Here is an 18599-nt window from a genome sequence, read left to right as displayed (position 1 = left end):
TTATGCTATTATAGAGCTATCTATTGCCTGATTATTCCAAGAAATATGTTGTACGTTTTTGTTAGTATCAAAAAAGAAATCAATTCTACCTAAAAGAAGACCTGCCCAACCCACTTGATTGACCAAGACTTTTTTGCCTTGTCTATTGGTGAAAGTCTGAGGTTCCGGCAAGAATGTATGCGTATGACCGCCTAAAATAATGTCAATATTTTCAGTTTTAGCTGCCAAAATTTTATCACTTATTTTATTGGGTTCGTCTTTGTAATCGTAACCGATATGTGATAGACAAATCACAAGATCACATTTTTGTTCGTTTTTAAGGAAATTGGAATAATGTTGAGCCACATCTACCGGATCGGAATACACCGTTTCACCATATTGCTTTTTGCCAACCAATCCATCCAGTTGAATTCCTACTCCGAAGATTCCTACTTTAATTCCGTTTTTGTTGAAAATCTTATATTGAGAAGTCTTTCCGTCAAGAATAGTATTTTTAAAATCATAATTTGAACAGATAAAAGGGAATTGCGCATTAGGTAATACCTTTAAAAATCCGTCTAAACTATTATCAAAGTCATGATTTCCCATGGTTGAAGCATCATACTTCATCATGGACATTAATTTAAACTCCAATTCTCCTCCAAAGAAGTTGAAATAAGGAGTTCCCTGAAAAATATCACCAGAATCAAGAAGTAAAACATTACTTTCCTTATTTCTGATTTGCTGAATTAAGCTTGCCCTTCTCGCAAAACCTCCCTGATTTGGATTTTTGGTATAGCTTGCATCAAAAGGTTCTATTCTGCTGTGTTGATCATTGGTATGAAGAATCGTTAGCTTGTTTGCAGATTTTAAATCAAGAATTTTTAATTCTTCCGCCATCATCATATTCGGAGCTAAAGCCATTGCTAAAGTTCCACCACCTATTGCTTTTAAAAACTTTTTTCTATCCATTACTTCTTACCAATAAAATTTAAACGAACGTCTGTATTAGGAACTACTTCAGGAGCTTTCTTGAAATAATCAATGAAAAGATCTCTTAATTTAATTCCTGTTGGGATTGATTCTCCTTTTCCGAAGAACTTCATGTTGTCACCACCCAAAGCCAGATAATCAGATGTTGCGATATAATAATCCTGATTAGGGTTTATTGCTTTACCATTGATTAATGACTTTGTTAATTGTCCGTTATTTGTTTCAATGTATAAATGAGAAACCGGATTGTTCACCTGAGTTTTTGCATAATATTCAAAAAGTCCTGGAAGATCGGTTCCTTTTATTTTAACAATGATTACTTCATTTTCAAAAGGCATTACTTCAAACACATTTCTCAATAAAATATTGCCTTTCCCAATTGTTGTACGGATTCCTCCGATATTAATCAAAGCGGCATCTACATTTTTTTTAAGATGAGTCTTTGCCCATTCGTCTGCTCCATCGAATGTGTAGTCTGCTAAAAGATTTCCCAAATTACTATTGTCTCCCTGTTTGGTAAGGTCTACATTGGTATGAGAAATCTTCTGATTCATCTCTTTATCCAATTTTTGCTTATAAGGTTCAATAATTTTTACAAACTCCTCGTCATTCTTTAGCTCGTTATTAATAGAAATATTTTTCTGTGTCTGCACGTTCGCAACTTGTAACGAAGTTGTTTTACAAGCGGTAAGCGTAGCCAGAGCAATTCCCAGTAATAAGAATTTATTTTTCATAATTTCTTTTAGTATATGCAAATATAATTATATGTATAATAAAACATTATTATTTATTATAAATTCTTGGTGTAAATTATTAAATTTGACAAAAATAATTTTAACAGATGAGTATTTTAAAAGGAGTAGGTGTAGCTTTGGTAACACCCTTTAATGAAGATTTATCCGTTGACTTCGATAGTTTAACGAAACTTGTTGAATATAATATCGAGAACGGAACCAGTTATTTAGTTGTTTTGGGAACTACGGCGGAAGCAGCAACGCTTTCTGATGAGGAGAAGAAACAGGTGGTAGATCATATCATTAAGGTGAACAGTAAACGCTTGCCTTTGGTATTGGGAATTGGTGGAAATAATACGCTTGAAGTTAAAAAACAAATTGAGGAAACAGACCTTTCTGCTTTTGAAGCGGTATTGTCTGTATCCCCGTATTATAACAAACCTAATCAGGAAGGGCTTTATCAGCATTATAAAGCATTAGCTTCTACAGGAAAGAATATCATTATTTATAATGTGCCTTCAAGAACAGGGCAAAATGTGGAGGCTGATACTACAATTCGTTTGGCAAAAGAATTCCCGAATTTATTCTTAATTAAAGAAGCTTCTCCAAACATTCTTCAATATTTTGATATTTTAAGAAAGAAACCTGAAGGATTTTCTTTAGTTTCTGGTGATGATGAATATACACTTCCGGTAACTTTAGCGGGTGGAGACGGTGTAATCTCTGTAATTGGACAAGGATATCCAAAGGAGTTTTCTACCATGGTGCAGTTGGCTTTTGAAGGTAAGGTAAAAGAAGCTTATGAGATTCACAATAAACTAGTGGATATCACAAGGTTGATTTTTGCTGAAGGTAACCCTTGCGGAATTAAAGTGATTCTTACAGAAAAAGGAATTATTAAAAATTATTTAAGACTTCCGCTTGTTCCTGCTTCAGAAGGACTTTATGCAAAGATTAAAGCTGAAATGGCAAACATTTAAAAGTGAATTGTGAATTTTCAAGTAACATTTTAAAGTTGCTATAAACATATTAAGGTGAGAAGTTTAAAACTTTTCACCTTTTTTGTTCTTCTATTTAAAGTCTTTGCGAACATTACGATATATTAAAATTTAAAATAATGAAATTTATTAAAGCTACAGAAAATGATATTCCCTTGATTCAGGATTTAGCGAAAAGATCTTGGGAGAATGCTTACGCAGAAATCCTTTCTAAGGAACAGATGGAATACATGCTGAATACAATGTATTCTCAGGAAGAAATATCTAACCAGATGAAAAATCCTGATTATTATTACTATTTAATTCAGGATGATCATACAGGTTCATTTGAAGGTTTTTTAGGGTACGAGATCGGATATGAATTGAACACCACCAAACTTCATCGTATTTATTTAGTTCCTGAAAGTAAAGGAAAAGGTTTTGGAAAAGAAGCTTTACTATTTTTAAATAAAAATATTTCTGAGAAAGGAAATAACAGAATTATTTTGAACGTAAATAAATATAATTCTGCGAAAAAATTCTATGAATCTCAAGGCTATAATGTATACGATGAAGGTGTTTTTGATATTGGGAATAGTTTTTTCATGGATGACTATTTAATGGAGTTTATAATTCACAAATAATTGACTTAAAATTCTGTAATATTAAACCGTAATTCTATAACAGGTGATGTCGGTATTTAGATCATCTTTGTATCAGAACCAAATCACTTTACAATAATACATTCATATGCTTGGTTTTAAGCTTTTTTAGCTATTATCAGTATATTTTTTTTCATCCTTAGTGTTTAAATTCCTGTATTCAACAATACAGGAGTTTTTTGCGTTTTAACAAAAAATGGTAAATTTTTCACCCTAATTCACTTTTAATTGAAATAAAGTATTATATTTACTGAAATATTAGCACAATTATACTGAGATGAAAATGTATGTGAAATTTGATTTCAATGCTCTTTGTAAGAAGATTTTGGATGAAAAACTTAAAGAGCATGGTTTGAAGTATCGTTTGCTGAATTTTGGGGAGGTTGAATTTTATGAATCCCTGACTCAAGAACAGCATAGTATTTTCAAGAAAAATCTTGAAGATTACGGTATTGAAATTATTGAAAGCCAGAAAACGGCTTTAATACAAAAAATAAAAGATGCTATTGTAGAGTTGGTTTTTTCTGAGGAAACAATCCAAGTAAAAGCGTCTATTTATATAGCAGAAAAATTGAATCATAGTTATGGATATTTATCTAATCTCTTTTCTGAGGTTACCTATACTTCCATAGAGAATTTCATTATGCTGCAAAAGATAGAGTATGCAAAAGAATTGATCATTGGCAATAAACAAAGTCTTACAGAGATTGCGCTTAAGCTTAATTATTCTAGCGTAGCCCATTTGAGTACACAATTTAAGAATATGACAGGAGTAACACCTTCTCAGTTTCAAAAAATTATTATCAAAAGAAGGAAAGCGCAAAGCATGATCATCAATACCAGAGTTCAATATGAATAGAGAATATCTTAGCGTGATATTGGTAGATGATGACGAAGGAAATCGTATTGTTTTTAAAAAGATTCTTAAAGAATTAAAAATAGGAGTTAAGATTCAGAGTTTTTGTAACGGAGAGAATCTAATGGAGTATCTGAATAGTCAAGAAGCTCTTGTTCCGGAGATATTATTTATGAATTATAATATCTCGATGAAAAACAGTTTAGAATGTCTTTTAGAAATTAAGACTGATTTTAGGTTTGATAATATGGTAACAGCTGTTTATTCTGAAGATTTATCTGAGGATGAAATAGAGAATATCTTTATTAATGGAGCAAATGTTTTCATTAAAAAGAGAGAGGATTATACGGCGATGAAAAAGGTGCTTTCCGAAGTGATTACACTAAATTGGCAATATTATACCTCGGGACTTAATAGAGATAATTTTATCATGAAAGTATGATGGGTAAGGAGTTTATAAAATTCAGGTGAAAAGCAAAAAGATAGTATTTGTTACATAATATTCACACTAAGGTGAAAATTGTGTAACTAATAATTAAAATGATATAAAACTTTTTGCTTAACATATTACCATTTTTGTCAAGTAAACAAGCAACACAAATTAGTTATATAAAAAGCAATAAATGAATGAGAGATAATTGTTTCACTTAGAAACTTAGATTATATAAATCACAATGTTAGTTAAAACAAAATGAATTATATGAATTTCCAATTTTATAAAGCGAAGAAGATCTTTAAACAAAACGGTACAATCATGAAAACTCATAGTAGGTTAAGGAAATATTCGTTTCATTTTAAATTTTCCTTAATCGAAACATAGTTAGTTTTTATAATAAGCAAGTTGGAAACATAATTCATTTTGTTTTTTTTCAATTTATTTTAATAGTTGTAGCTATAAAAAATACTTCAAGTAATAGTATAAATATTTTCACACCAAATCACAAGATATTAAAGTTTATAGCTATTAAAATAAATTTTTAAGAAACGACCAAAAGTAATTTCTTCTAAATAACAGTTTTATAAGGGGGCCGCGTAAAGATTATTTCTTTTCGCGGTTTTTTTATGAAATTTTACTCCATTTATTTTTTCCTTTATAGTACCTGATATAGTAATTCTTAATAACCTGATTTTCTGGTTTTGATAATAAAGGATCGGATTCTAAAATTCTTTCTACAGATTTTTTTGTTGTTTTTATAATCGCAGCATCATTCACAAGGTCCAGCTTTTTAAAATCTAGTACACCACTTTGTTGTGTTCCCAAGATATCTCCGGGACCTCGAAGTTGCATATCTACTTCAGAAATTTTAAAACCATCATTGGTTTCCGTCATGGTCTTTATACGGGTTCTGCTTTCTTTGGATAGCTTTTCTGAAGTCATTAATATACAATAGCTTTGTTCGGCTCCACGGCCCACACGACCACGCAATTGGTGAAGTTGAGATAATCCGAACCTTTCTGAGCTTTCAATAACCATTACCGAAGCATTCGGAACATTTACTCCAACTTCAATTACTGTTGTAGCCACCATAATTTCAGCTTCTCCTGAAGCGAAATAGTTCATCGCAGCATCTTTTTCGGCAGGTTTCATTTTACCATGAAGCATAGAGACTTTATAATCCGGAAAAGAATTCATCACATGCTCAAGACCTTCCATTAAATTTTTATAATCCAACGTTTCAGATTCATCAATTAACGGGTATACAAAGTAAACCTGTCTTCCTTTTTTGATCTCATCTCTACAGAAATTGTAAACATAATCTCTATCTTTTTCACGTCTGTGAGCTGTAATGATGGGTTTTCTTCCAACCGGCATTTCATCAATCACAGAAACATCAAGATCAGAATAAAAACTCATGGCCAATGTCCTTGGAATAGGCGTAGCGGTCATCACCAGAATATGTGGTGGGATTCTATTTTTAGCCCAAAGTTTGGCCCTTTGTGCCACTCCAAATCGGTGTTGCTCATCAATAATAGCTAACCCAAGATTTTTAAATTTAACCTTGTCTTCCAAAACAGCATGCGTTCCTATTAAAATAGAAAGTTCACCATTTTCTAATTCCTGATGAATAATTTTTCTTTCAGATGCTTTAGAAGAGCCTGTCAGAATACGAACATTGATGCCTGTTTCTGTCAATAAATCTTTAATTCCGTTAAAATGTTGTTGTGCTAAAATTTCAGTTGGTGCCATAAGACAACTTTGAAAACCATTATCCATCGCAATCAGCATCGTCAATAAAGCTACCATTGTTTTTCCCGAACCTACATCGCCTTGTAGCAGTCTGTTCATTTGGATAGGTCTTTTCATATCCATACGAATTTCCTTTAAGACTCTTTTCTGAGCATTGGTAAGTTCAAAAGGAAGATTGTTAGAATAGAAATTCGTAAAATATTCTCCAACCACAGGAAACGGATTACCGTGAGATTGGGTTTTATGATGAAGTTTTTTTAAACCAAATCCTAATTGAAAAAAGAATGATTCTTCAAATTTTAATCTGTTGTTTGCCTTTTCAAAATGATCTAAATCTTTTGGGAAATGAATATTTAGATACGTATGTTGTCGAGACATAAACTTAAAAGAACTGATCATATAATCTGGAAGGTTTTCCTGAATAAGATTAGGAATTTCTTTGCAGATATTTCTTAAAACTCCCTGAAAGAATTTTTGATGCAATCCTCTTTTAGTCAGTTTTTCCGAACTTGGATAAATTGGGCTTAAACGGTTCTCGCTTTCTTTTTTCTCGTCAATTTCGATTTCCGGATGCGGCATTGAATATTGATTATTGAAAAAATTAATCTTTCCAAAAATATAGATATCCCGGTTGATAGGAAGTTGTTCTATCATCCATTTTGAATACTGAAACCAAACAAGATCCATCATTCCTGTTTCATCATTAAATTTAGCAGAAAGTCTTTTTACTTTTCCTGTTTGAATTTCCTGAACATGCGTGATTTTTCCTTTTAATTGAATTTCAATTGTACTTTCCTGAAGATTAGCAATTTTATATACTTTGCTTTTATCAAGATAACGAGTAGGGTAGAAGGTAAGAAAATCTTCCACCGTAGAAATTCCCAACACATTTTTAATGAGTTTAGCTTTATCAGGACCAATTCCTTTTACGTATTCAATGGATGTTTCTAGCGTCATTTTTATCTGAGATCCGAGGGTAGTTTTGAATTTTAAAATAAAGTCTCGAATTTCGGGAAAATAAAAAAGACTTCCAACAAAAAATTGAAAGTCTGATTTCTTTATATAGATTTTCGGGGCTTGAAATCCGAATTATCAATTAATCTTTTATTTTGGATTTAAATTTCTTTTGATAATCTTCCCACTGTTCTCTGGTACGGATTTTTTTATATAAATCTTTTGAGATGAGTTCTAAATAAGGTTCTAGTTCTTTTGCAGATAATTCTCCTTGAAGAATGGTAATAGGTCCTCCTTTTTCATCCAGAAAAACGGTACTTGGAACTGCTGATACATTTAAATATTGAGTAAATTCATGTAACGAATTTTTTCCTTTTTTCTGCTCTGTATTAGGATTTGAAAAGGTTCTGTCAAAAATTTCTATTGATTTTTTTTCCTCTGCATTAAATTTTACGGGATAATAATTTTCATTTAAATTATCAGCAATTACTTGATGTCCGTATGTTTTTTTGTCCATTATTTTGCAAGGACCACACCAGTCTGCATAAAAATCAATCAATATTTTTTTTGGAATTGTTTTTTGAGCTTTTAAAGCCTCCTCAATGGTCATCCATTTTACCTGAGCAAAGTTAAAACTTGCTATAAATATAAATATTATGCTTATAATTTTCTTCATAATTTGGTATTTGAATAATAAAAATAAGCATAATATTCTTATTTCTATTTTACTTCCTGCATTAGTTTTTTCACGAATGGAGAAATCAAAATTAACACAACTCCGGCAATTATTGCATATAATCCTAATTGTTTATATCCATCAGTATAAGTGATTAAAGCATCATAGTTGGTAGAGCCTTCTTTTGCTGTTGCCAAGCCTGCTCCAATGATTCCTGCAACGTATTGACCATATGCTGATGCCAGAAACCACATTCCCATCATCATCCCTTGTAGGTTTTTGGTGGAAAGTTTGGTCATAATAGATAATCCGATAGGAGAGAGACAAAGCTCACCCAAAGTGATGACTAATAATGCGATTGTAAAGAAATTCAATGAAGTGATTCCCTGTAATGTAGCAAAAAACTTAGTTGCAAATAATACATAATAACCAAGTCCCAAGAAAATAAATCCAAGACCAAATTTAATGATGGTATTCGGTTCTATTTTTCTTTTGTTCAGCCAGATCCATAGCAAACCGATGATTGGGGCTAAGAAAATGATGAAAAATGCACCTCCAGAGTTATTAACTCCATTTGGATCTAATCCTAGAAGGTCTTTATTTAAGTTTTTAGCAGCGAAAATACTTAATGAACCTCCACTTTGCTCATAAATTCCCCAGAATAGGATAGAAAACAATATGAAAACCAACGCCGCCCAAAGTTTTTTACGTTCTGCTGCGGTTACTTTTGTCATTTCATAAAAAAGATAGATAAGTGTAAGTGGCCCGATTGTGTACATGAAATAATCTGTGTACTGCGTCTTTGCAACCATTACCATAATAATCGGAACGAAAATTAATGATAAAACATATACTCCATATTCCTGCCATTTTGGAATTGGAGCAGATTTTATTTCATTATCCGGATGTCCCGGCTGAAGTCCGATAGTTCCCAAACTTCTCTGGGTAAAAACAAAGTTGATCAAACTGATAACCATTACAATAGCAGCAAATCCGAAAGCAAGATGCCATCTTAGTTCTTCAGGGATAAAACTAGCAAAAAGTTCTCCTTTCCCTATAGCAATACATAGATATCCTCCAAGTAAAGCTCCCAAGTTGATTCCAGCATAGAAAAGTGAGAATCCTGCATCAGCTCTTGAATCATTGGGTTTGTAAAGTTGGCCAACCATTGATGAAATATTTGGTTTAAAGAAACCTGTTCCTACAACGGTAAATGCAATTCCAAGGAAAAAGAATTTGTGTGGATCTGTTGCTAAGATTAAACTCCCGACAATCATTAATAATCCACCCCAAAACAAGGACTTTCGAAATCCTAATATTTTATCGGCAAAAAGACCACCAATAAAAGTAAAGGCGTACACAAATGCCTGTGTGGCACCATATTGAAGGTTGGCCTCTTTTTCGTGGAAATTAAGTTGTGAGATCATGAAGAATACCAACATTCCGCGCATTCCGTAGAAACAAAAACGTTCCCACATTTCAGAGAAAAATAAGCTCCAGATCTGTTTTGGATATTTTCCTTTGAAATTTTGTATTTCATCTAAAGTTAAGCTCATAATTGTATATGATAAGTTTGTATTTAAGTTTACTTTCAATTAATTTAATTCATGACGCAATGCGTCACAGATTAGAATTATTTGATAAAGAACACACGAAAATAAAAAAAACCTCTGACTTAGCAGAGGTTTTACTTATATTTTATTGATGTGGTTAGTTTACACCATGCATCATTTTCTTTAAGATTGGTGAAATTAAAGCTAAAATTACAGCAGCAATACCACACAATACCACGAATACCATGAAGAATTCGAATAAGTTGTGAATTTCAACTCCTGCAAAAGTTGGGTTTGCTAAAGGTAGTTGAGCTTTTTCAAACGCAGCAACCTGATCAGCATTTAATGTCACTTTTTTATCTAAAACATCTTGAAGATTTACTCCGATTTCCTGTGCTTTAGAGAATTTATCACCAGTTGCAGGAATCAATGCTCCTAATGAACCTGCCAATGCATAACCGGCAGCATTAGAAATAAAGAATACACCATATAATAATGAAGCAAATCTTTTTGGAGCTAATTTACCTACCAATGATAAACCGATTGGAGATAAACAAAGTTCACCACAAGTTTGGATGAAATATAAAAGCATTAACCATTTGATAGCTAATAATCCTGAGTTTCCAAGATCTTTTACGTTATGTGCAATAATGAAATAACTTAAAGCAATCAAAGCAAGACCCATTGCTTGTTTCATTGGAGAAACCGGTTCTTTTCCTTTTGCTCTTAATTTATCCCAACATAAACTGAAAGGAACTGCCAATAATACAACGAAAATACCGTTGAAAATCTGAACCATTGACGGTGGCATATTCCATCCGAAGATACTTCTGTCAGTTTGGTTATCTGCAATAAATGTTAATGAAGATCCTGCTTGCTCGAAAGCTGCCCAGAAGAAAATAATAAAGAATGATACGATATAAATTACCCAAATTCTTTGTCTTTCTATCTTGTTTTCAGCAGAACTCATAATTAAGAATGCCAAAGCAATACCTGCAGCATAAATGAAAGGATAAATAATACCTTTGATTAATTGCCCCATTTCCACAGCTTTAAACCCGAATTCACCTACAAGTAAATATCTGAAAACGAAGAATAAAACAACAAAAATACCTCCAGTAATTCCTAATGATGCTCCCGTGAATTTTGCTGTCTGAGTTTCGCCTTCTTCAAAATCTGCACTTGTATTATTTTTTGGTAAACCACCGATAGGTCTTCCTTCCGGCGTTACTACATACTTATTTTTAAGGATAAAGAATGTTATTGTTCCAACTACCATTGCAATTGAAGCAGCTAAGAATCCCCATTTAAATGCAAAGATATCTCTTACTCCTGTTGCAGCATCTTTTACGTCTCCTACGTATGGACAAATGAACTGTCCAAGGAACGCTCCAATGTTGATTCCCATGTAGAAAATGGTGAAAGCTGAGTCTAATTTAGATTTTTCCTGTTTAGGATAAAGACTTCCTACCATTGAAGAAATGTTTGGTTTGAAGAATCCGTTACCAAAAATAATAACGAACAATGCCAACCACATAATTGTTTTTGCACTTCCTAAATCTGCAGAAAAACTTGAGGCACTGATGAATAGTAAGAATTGACCAATTGCCATTAATGATCCACCAATTAAGATTGCGTTTCTGTTTCCGATATATTTATCAGCAATAAAACCTCCCAAAAGCGGAGTAAGATAACATAAAGCTAAAAATCCACCATAAATGATTGCCGCATCAGCTTCTTTTATTAATAAGGAATTTACCATGAAGAGCGTCAAAAGCGCTCTCATTCCGTAAAAGTTGAAACGCTCCCACATTTCAGTTCCGAAAAGTACCCATAATCCTTTTGGGTGCCTGGAACCTTTTCTTTCTACAAATTCATCCGGTTTCGGACTTAATGCTTCAATATTATCCATTTCTATTGTTAATTTTTGTTAAGACTAGCAAATATAGTTTTTTTTGGGTTTTTGGCAAGTTTTTAATTTTATATTTAAATAAAAAAGCTGCAGAACAAGTCTACAGCTTTGATATTCTTTATGAATTAAGGATTAATGCCCTTTTTCTTTCATTATTTTATTCAATCTTTTAAGCATAGAAAGCCCTAAAAGTGTAGCAAATATTAATAAAGCAAAATTGACTAAGAAATAATTTGCTTTGTTATCATAGTTGTACCATGTACTTGCTAAAATTCCTGATAGTTTGTTTCCTACAGAGTTGGCCAAAAAGAAACCTCCCATCATTAATGCTGTTAATCTTGCAGGAGATAGTTTAGAGACAAAAGACAATCCCATTGGTGAGAGACAAAGTTCTCCAATTGTTATTGCACCATATCCTGCAACCAGCCATAACGATGAAACTTTTATTGTTCCGTTTTCTCCGGCCATTACTGCCAATACCATGACTAAGCAAGATAATGCAGAAATAAACAATCCCAAGACAATTTTTGTTGGAGTTAAAGGTTCTTTTCCTTTTCTTCTTAATAAAGCCCAGAATCCTACGACAACAGGGGTTAATACAATTACCCAAAACGGATTGATGGATTGAAATAATTCAGTATTGTATAAAAAGACCTTTTTTTCAGGGTTCTTTTCTAAATCAGCCCGCTGCTCGGGAGAAATATTTCTGAAATAGATATCTTTTCCGGTTTCTTTAAGAGGACTTCCATCTTTATTTTTTTGAGATTGGTATTGATCATTGTATACAGGAACCTCTTTATCTTCATAACTTTTTCCTTCTACCATATAGATGTTTTCCAATGGTTTTTCTAATGATGCAGGAACGCTTCGGTCGGTATAATAGTTAGCCCATCTTGTTAAAGCTGTTCCATTTTGTTTGAAAACTGCCCAAAAGAACATACTGATCATAAATACAGATAAAAGAGCTCCGATAGAGGCTTTTTCTTCAGGTTTAGCTTTAAAGTAAAGGGAAGCATAGAAGTATATAACAGGAATACACGCAAAAATAAATGCATCCGTACTATCACTTCCAAAGATATTATTAGGAATAAACCATCCTATAAACCCTGCAACAATTGCGGGAACAAAAACTTTAAGCAAAATTTCAGAAAGCTTTGTATCGCCTTCCTGCACCGGTTTCATTTGCGCTGCGTGGATATAGTGTTTTCTACCAATTGTAAAGATTACCATCCCGATTAACATTCCAACTCCGGCAGTGATAAAGGCTTCACCCCAACCAAATTTATTACGCATGAAAGCTGCAATGATGTTACAAATAAATGCTCCGATATTAATTCCCATATAGAAAATGTTGTAACCGGAATCTTTATTGGCTTTATAAGGTTCTTCTGAATATAGATTTCCTAATAAGGTGGAAATCGTTGGTTTAAAGAAACCGTTTCCTATAATAATTAATGCTAATGATCCGTAAAATAGAGGAAGGTCTTTGAAAATACCCATTCCTATATATCCGGCAGCCATTAAAATTCCACCTAAATAAATAGATTTAATATATCCTAAAACGCGGTCTGCTAAAAATCCTCCAATAAAGGGTGTCAGATAAGTCAAAGCAATATAAGTTCCGAAAATATCATCTGCTGTTTTGTCGGGAAGTCCAAGACCTCCTTTCATACCAGTAGGTTCAATGACATAAAGTACAAAAATTCCAAGAATTAGATAGTACCCGAAACGCTCCCACATTTCTGTGAAAAAGAGGAAAGGCAGGCCTTTAGGATGTTTAGTCTTCATATATTCAAATTTCAATTTTCCCAAAAATAGCTTTTTAATTTCAATTGATAAAATAAATCAAATTTTACTAAAACGATTAATGAAATTAATATAAAAATCCCTCTCAAAAATTGAAAGGGATTATGTATTTAAATATATTTATTGATCTTTATAAATTCTCTAAAAGAAAATCTGTCATTTTCTGATACAATTGTGGTCTTGTTTGTCCACCGTAAATTCCGTGGTTTTTATCTGGATAAGCCATGAAATCAAACTGTTTTTTGTTTTGAATCAAAGCTTCTGAGAATTCCATAGAATTTTGAAAATGTACGTTGTCATCAGCTGTTCCGTGAATCAATAAGAATTTTCCTTTTAATAAGTTAGCATACTCTGTAGGAGAGTTTTTATCATATCCATCCGGATTCTCTTGTGGAGTTCTTAAAAACCTTTCAGTATATACTGAATCATAATATCTCCAGTTGGTAACTGGTGCCACTGCGATTCCTGTTTTGAAAACATCAGCTCCTTTGGTCATTGCCAAACTCGTCATATAACCTCCGAAGCTCCAACCGAACATTCCGATTCTTGTTTTGTCAATGTAAGATTGATTTCCAAACCATTTTGCAGCGGTAATCTGATCTTCGATTTCATATTTACCTAGGTTCATATAGGTTGACTTTTTGAATTTAGCCCCTTTATAACCTGTTCCACGTCCATCAACACAAGCTACGATATAGCCTTTTTGTGCCAACATTTCAAACCATATTGCATTTCCGTTATCCCAAGAATTAGCAACCTGTTGAGAACCTGGTCCCGAATATTGGAACATGAATAATGGATATTTCTTGTTTTTATCAAAGTTTTTAGGCTTAATAATCCATGCATTCATTTGATCTCCTGCATCATTTGGAATCGTTATGAATTCTTTTTCGACAAAATTATCAGACTTTAATTTTTGAAGCTGATCATTATTATTTTGAAGTTCTTTTATCGTTTTACCATTTCCATCTTTTAATACAAAAGTGTTAGGTTTTGCTGCTGTAGAAGATGTTTCGATGAAATAATTGTAGTTTTTGCTAAAGTTGGCAGCATTATTTCCTTCTCCATTGGAGATCAACAGAGACTTTCCATTTTCAATATTGATTTTAGAAACTACTTTGTTAATGCTTCCTTTTTCAGTCGTCTGAACGTAAATTTCTTTTGATTTTGGATTGAATCCATAATAATCAGTTACCTCCCAATTCCCTTTGGTAACTTGTTTTTTTAGTTTTCCATCTTTATCATACCAATACAAATGGCGGTTTCCATCTCTTTCAGAACCCCAAAGGAAAGAATTGTCCTCTAAAAATTCTAATGTAGGGCTGTCTGTATCAATCCACTTATCATCTGTTTCGGTAAATAATTTTTGAACAGCTCCTGTTTTTGTATTCACTTTTAAAACATCAGAAGCATTTTGAATTCTTTCAGAAGTTATTAATACAATTTCATCAGGTTTTGCTGTCTGAACAACGTTTGGAATATAATAATGTTTGTAGTTGTCTAGGTTAACTGTTATTTTCTTTCCATCACTTAATTGATAAATGTGAGCCGAAACAACAGAGTTTTTTTCTCCTGCTTTTGGATATTTATAACGCATTTCCTGCGGATACAATGACTTTCCATAGATTGGAATATAAATTTCCGGTACCTCCGTTTCATCTAATTTAACGAAAACGATGGCGTCAGAATTTTTTGTCCACTCATACAGTCTTGCGTGTCCAAACTCTTCTTCATATACCCAATCTGCTAGACCGTTTAGTATTTTATTTTTAACTCCGTGTTGAGTTATTTGCGTAATTTTCCCTGAATTTAAATCTTGGTAGTATAAATTATTCTCAGAAACGAAAGCTACTTTAGTTGCATCAGGAGAAAACCTTGGTTCCTGAACAGGTTTTCCATCATTTAAACTGGTTACTTTTCCAGATTTTAAATCTTTGATATCAAATTTTCCTAGGAAAGAATGTCTGTAAATCTGTTGACTTTCTTTTTGCAACAAAATTTTAGACTCATCATCAGAAAACTCATAGCTTTCAAATTGTCCATCAACAATATTTCCTTCTTTTTGAGAGGTTTTGTAAGAATATTTGGCAATTCCGGTAGGTTCAATAACCAGATAATTTTCACCATTCTTCATAGATGTAATTCCGGCAATGCCTTTTCCACGGTAATATCCTGAATATATTTTATCTAAAGTAATTTCTTGTGCTGAGTAACTTTGAAAAGCTACAGCAACGGTAAGCGTTAGTAAGAATTTTTTCATTTCAAATTTTAATCGATTTCAAATTTAATAATTCTTATCAAGATAACCATATAAAACTAAAAAACAGAGCAAAAGCCCTGTCTGTACCGTGTATTTAAAGATAAATTACTCTTCAAGAGCACACATTGGGTAAGTTGTAATTCCACATGGATTGTCAAAACCTCCAATATATCCTACTGTTCTTGTACATGAAATTGGGCTGATACATCTAATCATGCCAGGAAGAATTCCTCCCACTACGTCTTTAAGCTGTTCTCTTGAAATTTTCTTAAGATTTTTCATAATAATATAATTTTTTAATTTGAATTCTAAAATTAGTGAATTATTTTATATGGTGATAAATTTAAGCGTGAAAGTTAATAGGATGAACGATTCTAATCAGCATGCTAAAAAAGGATTGATTAAAGTATACAGAGTTTATGCTTAAAATAACAGGTGAATATTAATTTAATAATCTTCTTAAATATTTAATAAATACTAATAAAATAGTTGCGGTTTGGCAAAAAAATTGAATGTATCATTATGTAAATCAAATTAAGATAATAATTATGGAAACGAATGCATATAACCAGAAATTAAACCGATACGTTTTGAGTGATCAAATTGTATATACAGGTTTTTCAAGTTTTAAAGATGCTGAAGAGTGCTCACACAAAAAAGGAGGAATTTTAATTGAAGTAGCCTTTAAAGATGGAAATGATAATCCTCAAATTACTGATGAAGCGGGACTTGTAGACAAAAAACTTCATTTTTATGTAGACGCTGGTGATGAATATAAGTTTATTCATTCTTCGGATCCCGGATTTAGAAAATACGCAGATGAATTACAGAAAATAAAGGCTAATAATGATAAGACAAGTCCTGATGAAAGATATTTTGCCAATTTTGAAATTGAAAATATTGAAGATCCAATCGTTGTAATTAAGAATGGTCATCTGGAATCGGTAACTTCAAGGGAGCGTTCAAAATATATGAAACACGCTAAAGTATATGAATTAGGAGTTTCTCTACCAAAATCTTAAAATCAAATATCATGAGCAAAACCAAATATTCAGATAAAGCTCAAGACAAAATAGGAGAGGTAATGCATGAATTCAAGGAAGGGAAATTAAAATCTTCTTCCGGAGAAAAAGTTACCAATAGAAAACAGGCCATAGCCATCGGTATTTCCGAAGCTAAAGAAAAAGGTTTAAAAGTTCCAAAAAAGAAAAAAAGTTAATTCAGATAGAAAATCCGTGAAGACTTATTCACGGATTTTTTTATTTAAATCTAAATCCTATTTTATCCATTATAATTATAAAGAATTTTATAATATTCATCAGCCATTCTATCACTATTGAATTGATCTTTAACATCATTCATCGAGTTATGCTGAATTTTTCTCCATCCGTTTATATTATCATAATAGGTAGGAAGAATTTCATTTTCAAGAATCTCATAGAGCTTATTCAGATCATAATTATCCTGTTCATAAATACTCATATTCAGGTAATCTGCTTTTGGAACAACAAAAGAATTTTCTCCGTGCTTTGCAAATTCAGGAATCCATCCGTCATCCGTTGAAAGATTTACAGATCCGTTCATGGCAGCGGTCATTCCTGAAGTGCCAGAAGCTTCTCTTGGAACCCTAGGATTATTTAACCAAAGATCAGAACCTTGTTTCAACGATTTACTTAATGAAAGTTCATATCCCGTAAGTACCGCCATATTTTTATGATTTTTACTTTCTTCAACTAGGGTGTTAAAAGTAGAAATTGCAGAATAATCCATCGGATAAGGCTTTCCTGCCCAAATAATTTGCACCGGATATTTTGGATTATTTAATAATTTATAAAATCGGTCTTTGTCATGTAAAAGTAAGTCTGCACGCTTATAACCCGCAAATCTTCTTGCCCACACGATTGTGAAAATGTTAGGGTTAAATAAATTTCCTGTTTGGTCTGCTACAATTTTGAAAAGCCTTTTCTTTAAATGTTTTTTACGGTAATCGAATACAATTTCATTATTTTCATCTTTAGAATTATAAAGCGGTTTGTCTGACCAATATTTGAATTCCTGAGCGTTGGTAATTGACGTTATTTCGCATATTCCGGGATATTTACTCCACATTGCTCTCGAAACGACACCATGAAGTTGGGAAACTCCGTTTGCTACTTTCGCCATTTTCAAAGCACACAATGAATGATTAAAACGATCATCATCAAAACCTTCAATACTTTTTACTTCTTCCATACTGAAACCTGAAAAATAGGACATGTCGTAACATAATTTCAAGTTGTGCTTCTCATTTCCGGCTTCTTCTGGTGTATGTGTAGTGAAAACTAATTTTTCTTTTACCTTACTTAAGTCTCCTTTATATTTTTTCAATAAATGGAATGCGGCAGGAAGTCCATGTGCTTCATTTAGATGGTAAGTATCTCTTTCAATATTCATTTCATCCAACAATTTTGCACCTCCTTTTCCTAATAAAATGTACTGTGCAAGCTTTGTAGATTCATTGGCATCATATAATTTATGACTGATTGTTTTTGAAATGTGATCATTTTCAGGAACATCAGTTGAAAGGAAAAACATAGGTGCGGTATGGAAAATTTCAGGATCTAAGTACCAAACTTTTACCCAAACCGGAGCGCTGTGAATTTCAATCTGAAATTTTATTCCTGTATCTTCAAGAAAACTGTACATTTTTTTTGTCCATGTTGGCTGTAACGTCTGATCGTGATTTCTCGCCTGATCGTAATATCCAAATTTCCAAAGAATCCCAATACCAATGAGATCTTGCTTCAGATTGTAAACACTTCTCATATGAGAACCGGCTAAAAATCCTAAACCGCCGGAATATATTTTTAAAACCTGCTCAAGAGCGAACTCCATCGAGAAATAGGCTACTTTTTTAGAATATTGAGGGTTAATACTGAAAGGTATTTTGAAGTTTTTAAAATCCATACATCATTGTTTTATGATTGATCAAGTAAATGTATCGATTATGAAAATAAACTCTACATTAATTATATGATAAATTATTTTAAAAGTATCTGTTGAATAGTTT

Annotated in this window: 16 protein-coding genes; 6 read left to right on the top strand and 10 right to left on the bottom strand. The window is 32.4% G+C overall.

The annotated features are described in order from the left end of the window. Window positions 1-951 (bottom strand): bifunctional metallophosphatase/5'-nucleotidase, encoded by a 951-nt coding sequence (locus tag BUB80_RS07675; RefSeq protein WP_073292352.1) that lies wholly within the window; start codon window positions 949-951, stop codon window positions 1-3. Then, entirely contained in the window at window positions 951-1706 is a 756-nt protein-coding gene (locus BUB80_RS07670; RefSeq protein WP_073292351.1) for a 5'-nucleotidase C-terminal domain-containing protein, read from the bottom strand. Before BUB80_RS07670 ends, BUB80_RS07675 begins: the two co-directional genes overlap by 1 nt. A 107-nt stretch (window positions 1707-1813) precedes the next feature. On the opposite strand from BUB80_RS07670, the gene dapA reads away from it, so the two are divergent. The 4 genes from dapA (at window position 1814) to BUB80_RS07650 (ending at window position 4643) form a co-directional block, all read left to right on the top strand. After that, complete coding sequence (gene dapA / locus BUB80_RS07665; RefSeq protein WP_073292350.1) at window positions 1814-2686, top strand: 4-hydroxy-tetrahydrodipicolinate synthase; 873 nt, start codon at window positions 1814-1816, stop codon at window positions 2684-2686. Between the two features lie 137 nt (window positions 2687-2823). Next, complete coding sequence (locus BUB80_RS07660; RefSeq protein ID WP_073292349.1) at window positions 2824-3327, top strand: GNAT family N-acetyltransferase; 504 nt, start codon at window positions 2824-2826, stop codon at window positions 3325-3327. 295 nt (window positions 3328-3622) lie between these two features. Next, entirely contained in the window at window positions 3623-4204 is a 582-nt protein-coding gene (locus tag BUB80_RS07655) for a helix-turn-helix domain-containing protein (RefSeq protein ID WP_073292348.1), read from the top strand. Further along, window positions 4197-4643 carry a response regulator gene (locus BUB80_RS07650; protein ID WP_073292347.1) on the top strand — a complete coding sequence of 149 codons (447 nt, stop codon included), beginning with the start codon at window positions 4197-4199 and terminating at the stop codon, window positions 4641-4643. Before BUB80_RS07655 ends, BUB80_RS07650 begins: the two co-directional genes overlap by 8 nt. Before the next feature lie 618 nt (window positions 4644-5261). On the opposite strand, the gene recG is transcribed toward BUB80_RS07650, so the two are convergent. The 7 genes from recG to BUB80_RS23555 form a co-directional block, all read right to left on the bottom strand. Beyond that, entirely contained in the window at window positions 5262-7346 is a 2085-nt protein-coding gene (recG, locus tag BUB80_RS07645) for an ATP-dependent DNA helicase RecG (RefSeq protein ID WP_073292346.1), read from the bottom strand. Between the two features lie 139 nt (window positions 7347-7485). Next, a complete protein-coding gene (locus BUB80_RS07640; RefSeq protein ID WP_073292345.1) occupies window positions 7486-8019 on the bottom strand; it encodes a thioredoxin family protein in 534 nt (177 codons plus the stop codon). 44 nt (window positions 8020-8063) lie between these two features. After that, window positions 8064-9575, bottom strand: a complete 1512-nt coding sequence (locus tag BUB80_RS07635) for a peptide MFS transporter (protein ID WP_073292344.1) — start codon at window positions 9573-9575, stop codon at window positions 8064-8066. Window positions 9576-9729: 154 nt separating this feature from the next. Continuing rightward, the gene (locus BUB80_RS07630; RefSeq protein WP_073292343.1) at window positions 9730-11484 is read right to left on the bottom strand and encodes a peptide MFS transporter; all 1755 of its coding nucleotides are present in this window, start codon (window positions 11482-11484) and stop codon (window positions 9730-9732) included. A gap of 132 nt (window positions 11485-11616) precedes the next feature. Beyond that, window positions 11617-13272: a peptide MFS transporter gene (locus tag BUB80_RS07620; RefSeq protein WP_073292411.1), complete on the bottom strand. Its 1656-nt coding sequence runs from the start codon at window positions 13270-13272 to the stop codon at window positions 11617-11619. A gap of 148 nt (window positions 13273-13420) precedes the next feature. Beyond that, a complete protein-coding gene (locus BUB80_RS07615) occupies window positions 13421-15550 on the bottom strand; it encodes a S9 family peptidase (RefSeq protein ID WP_073292341.1) in 2130 nt (709 codons plus the stop codon). A 105-nt stretch (window positions 15551-15655) separates the two neighbouring features. Continuing rightward, entirely contained in the window at window positions 15656-15832 is a 177-nt protein-coding gene (locus BUB80_RS23555; RefSeq protein WP_175549576.1) for a bacteriocin-like protein, read from the bottom strand. Window positions 15833-16098: 266 nt separating this feature from the next. Here BUB80_RS23555 and BUB80_RS07610 point away from each other — a divergent pair, with 266 nt between their 5' ends. After that, window positions 16099-16572, top strand: coding sequence for a hypothetical protein (locus BUB80_RS07610; RefSeq protein ID WP_073292410.1), 474 nt, complete (start codon window positions 16099-16101; stop codon window positions 16570-16572). An 11-nt stretch (window positions 16573-16583) separates the two neighbouring features. Further along, window positions 16584-16769: a DUF6496 domain-containing protein gene (locus BUB80_RS07605; protein WP_073292340.1), complete on the top strand. Its 186-nt coding sequence runs from the start codon at window positions 16584-16586 to the stop codon at window positions 16767-16769. Window positions 16770-16831: 62 nt separating this feature from the next. On the opposite strand, the gene glgP is transcribed toward BUB80_RS07605, so the two are convergent. After that, complete coding sequence (gene glgP / locus BUB80_RS07600) at window positions 16832-18496, bottom strand: alpha-glucan family phosphorylase (protein ID WP_073292339.1); 1665 nt, start codon at window positions 18494-18496, stop codon at window positions 16832-16834. Window positions 18497-18599: the final 103 nt, after the last annotated feature.

The organism is Chryseobacterium polytrichastri (assembly GCF_900142445.1).
Taxonomy (GTDB): Bacteria; Bacteroidota; Bacteroidia; order Flavobacteriales; family Weeksellaceae; genus Chryseobacterium; species Chryseobacterium polytrichastri.
Note: the sequence above shows the minus strand (reverse complement) of the source record. Positions and strands in the feature narration are given on the sequence as shown.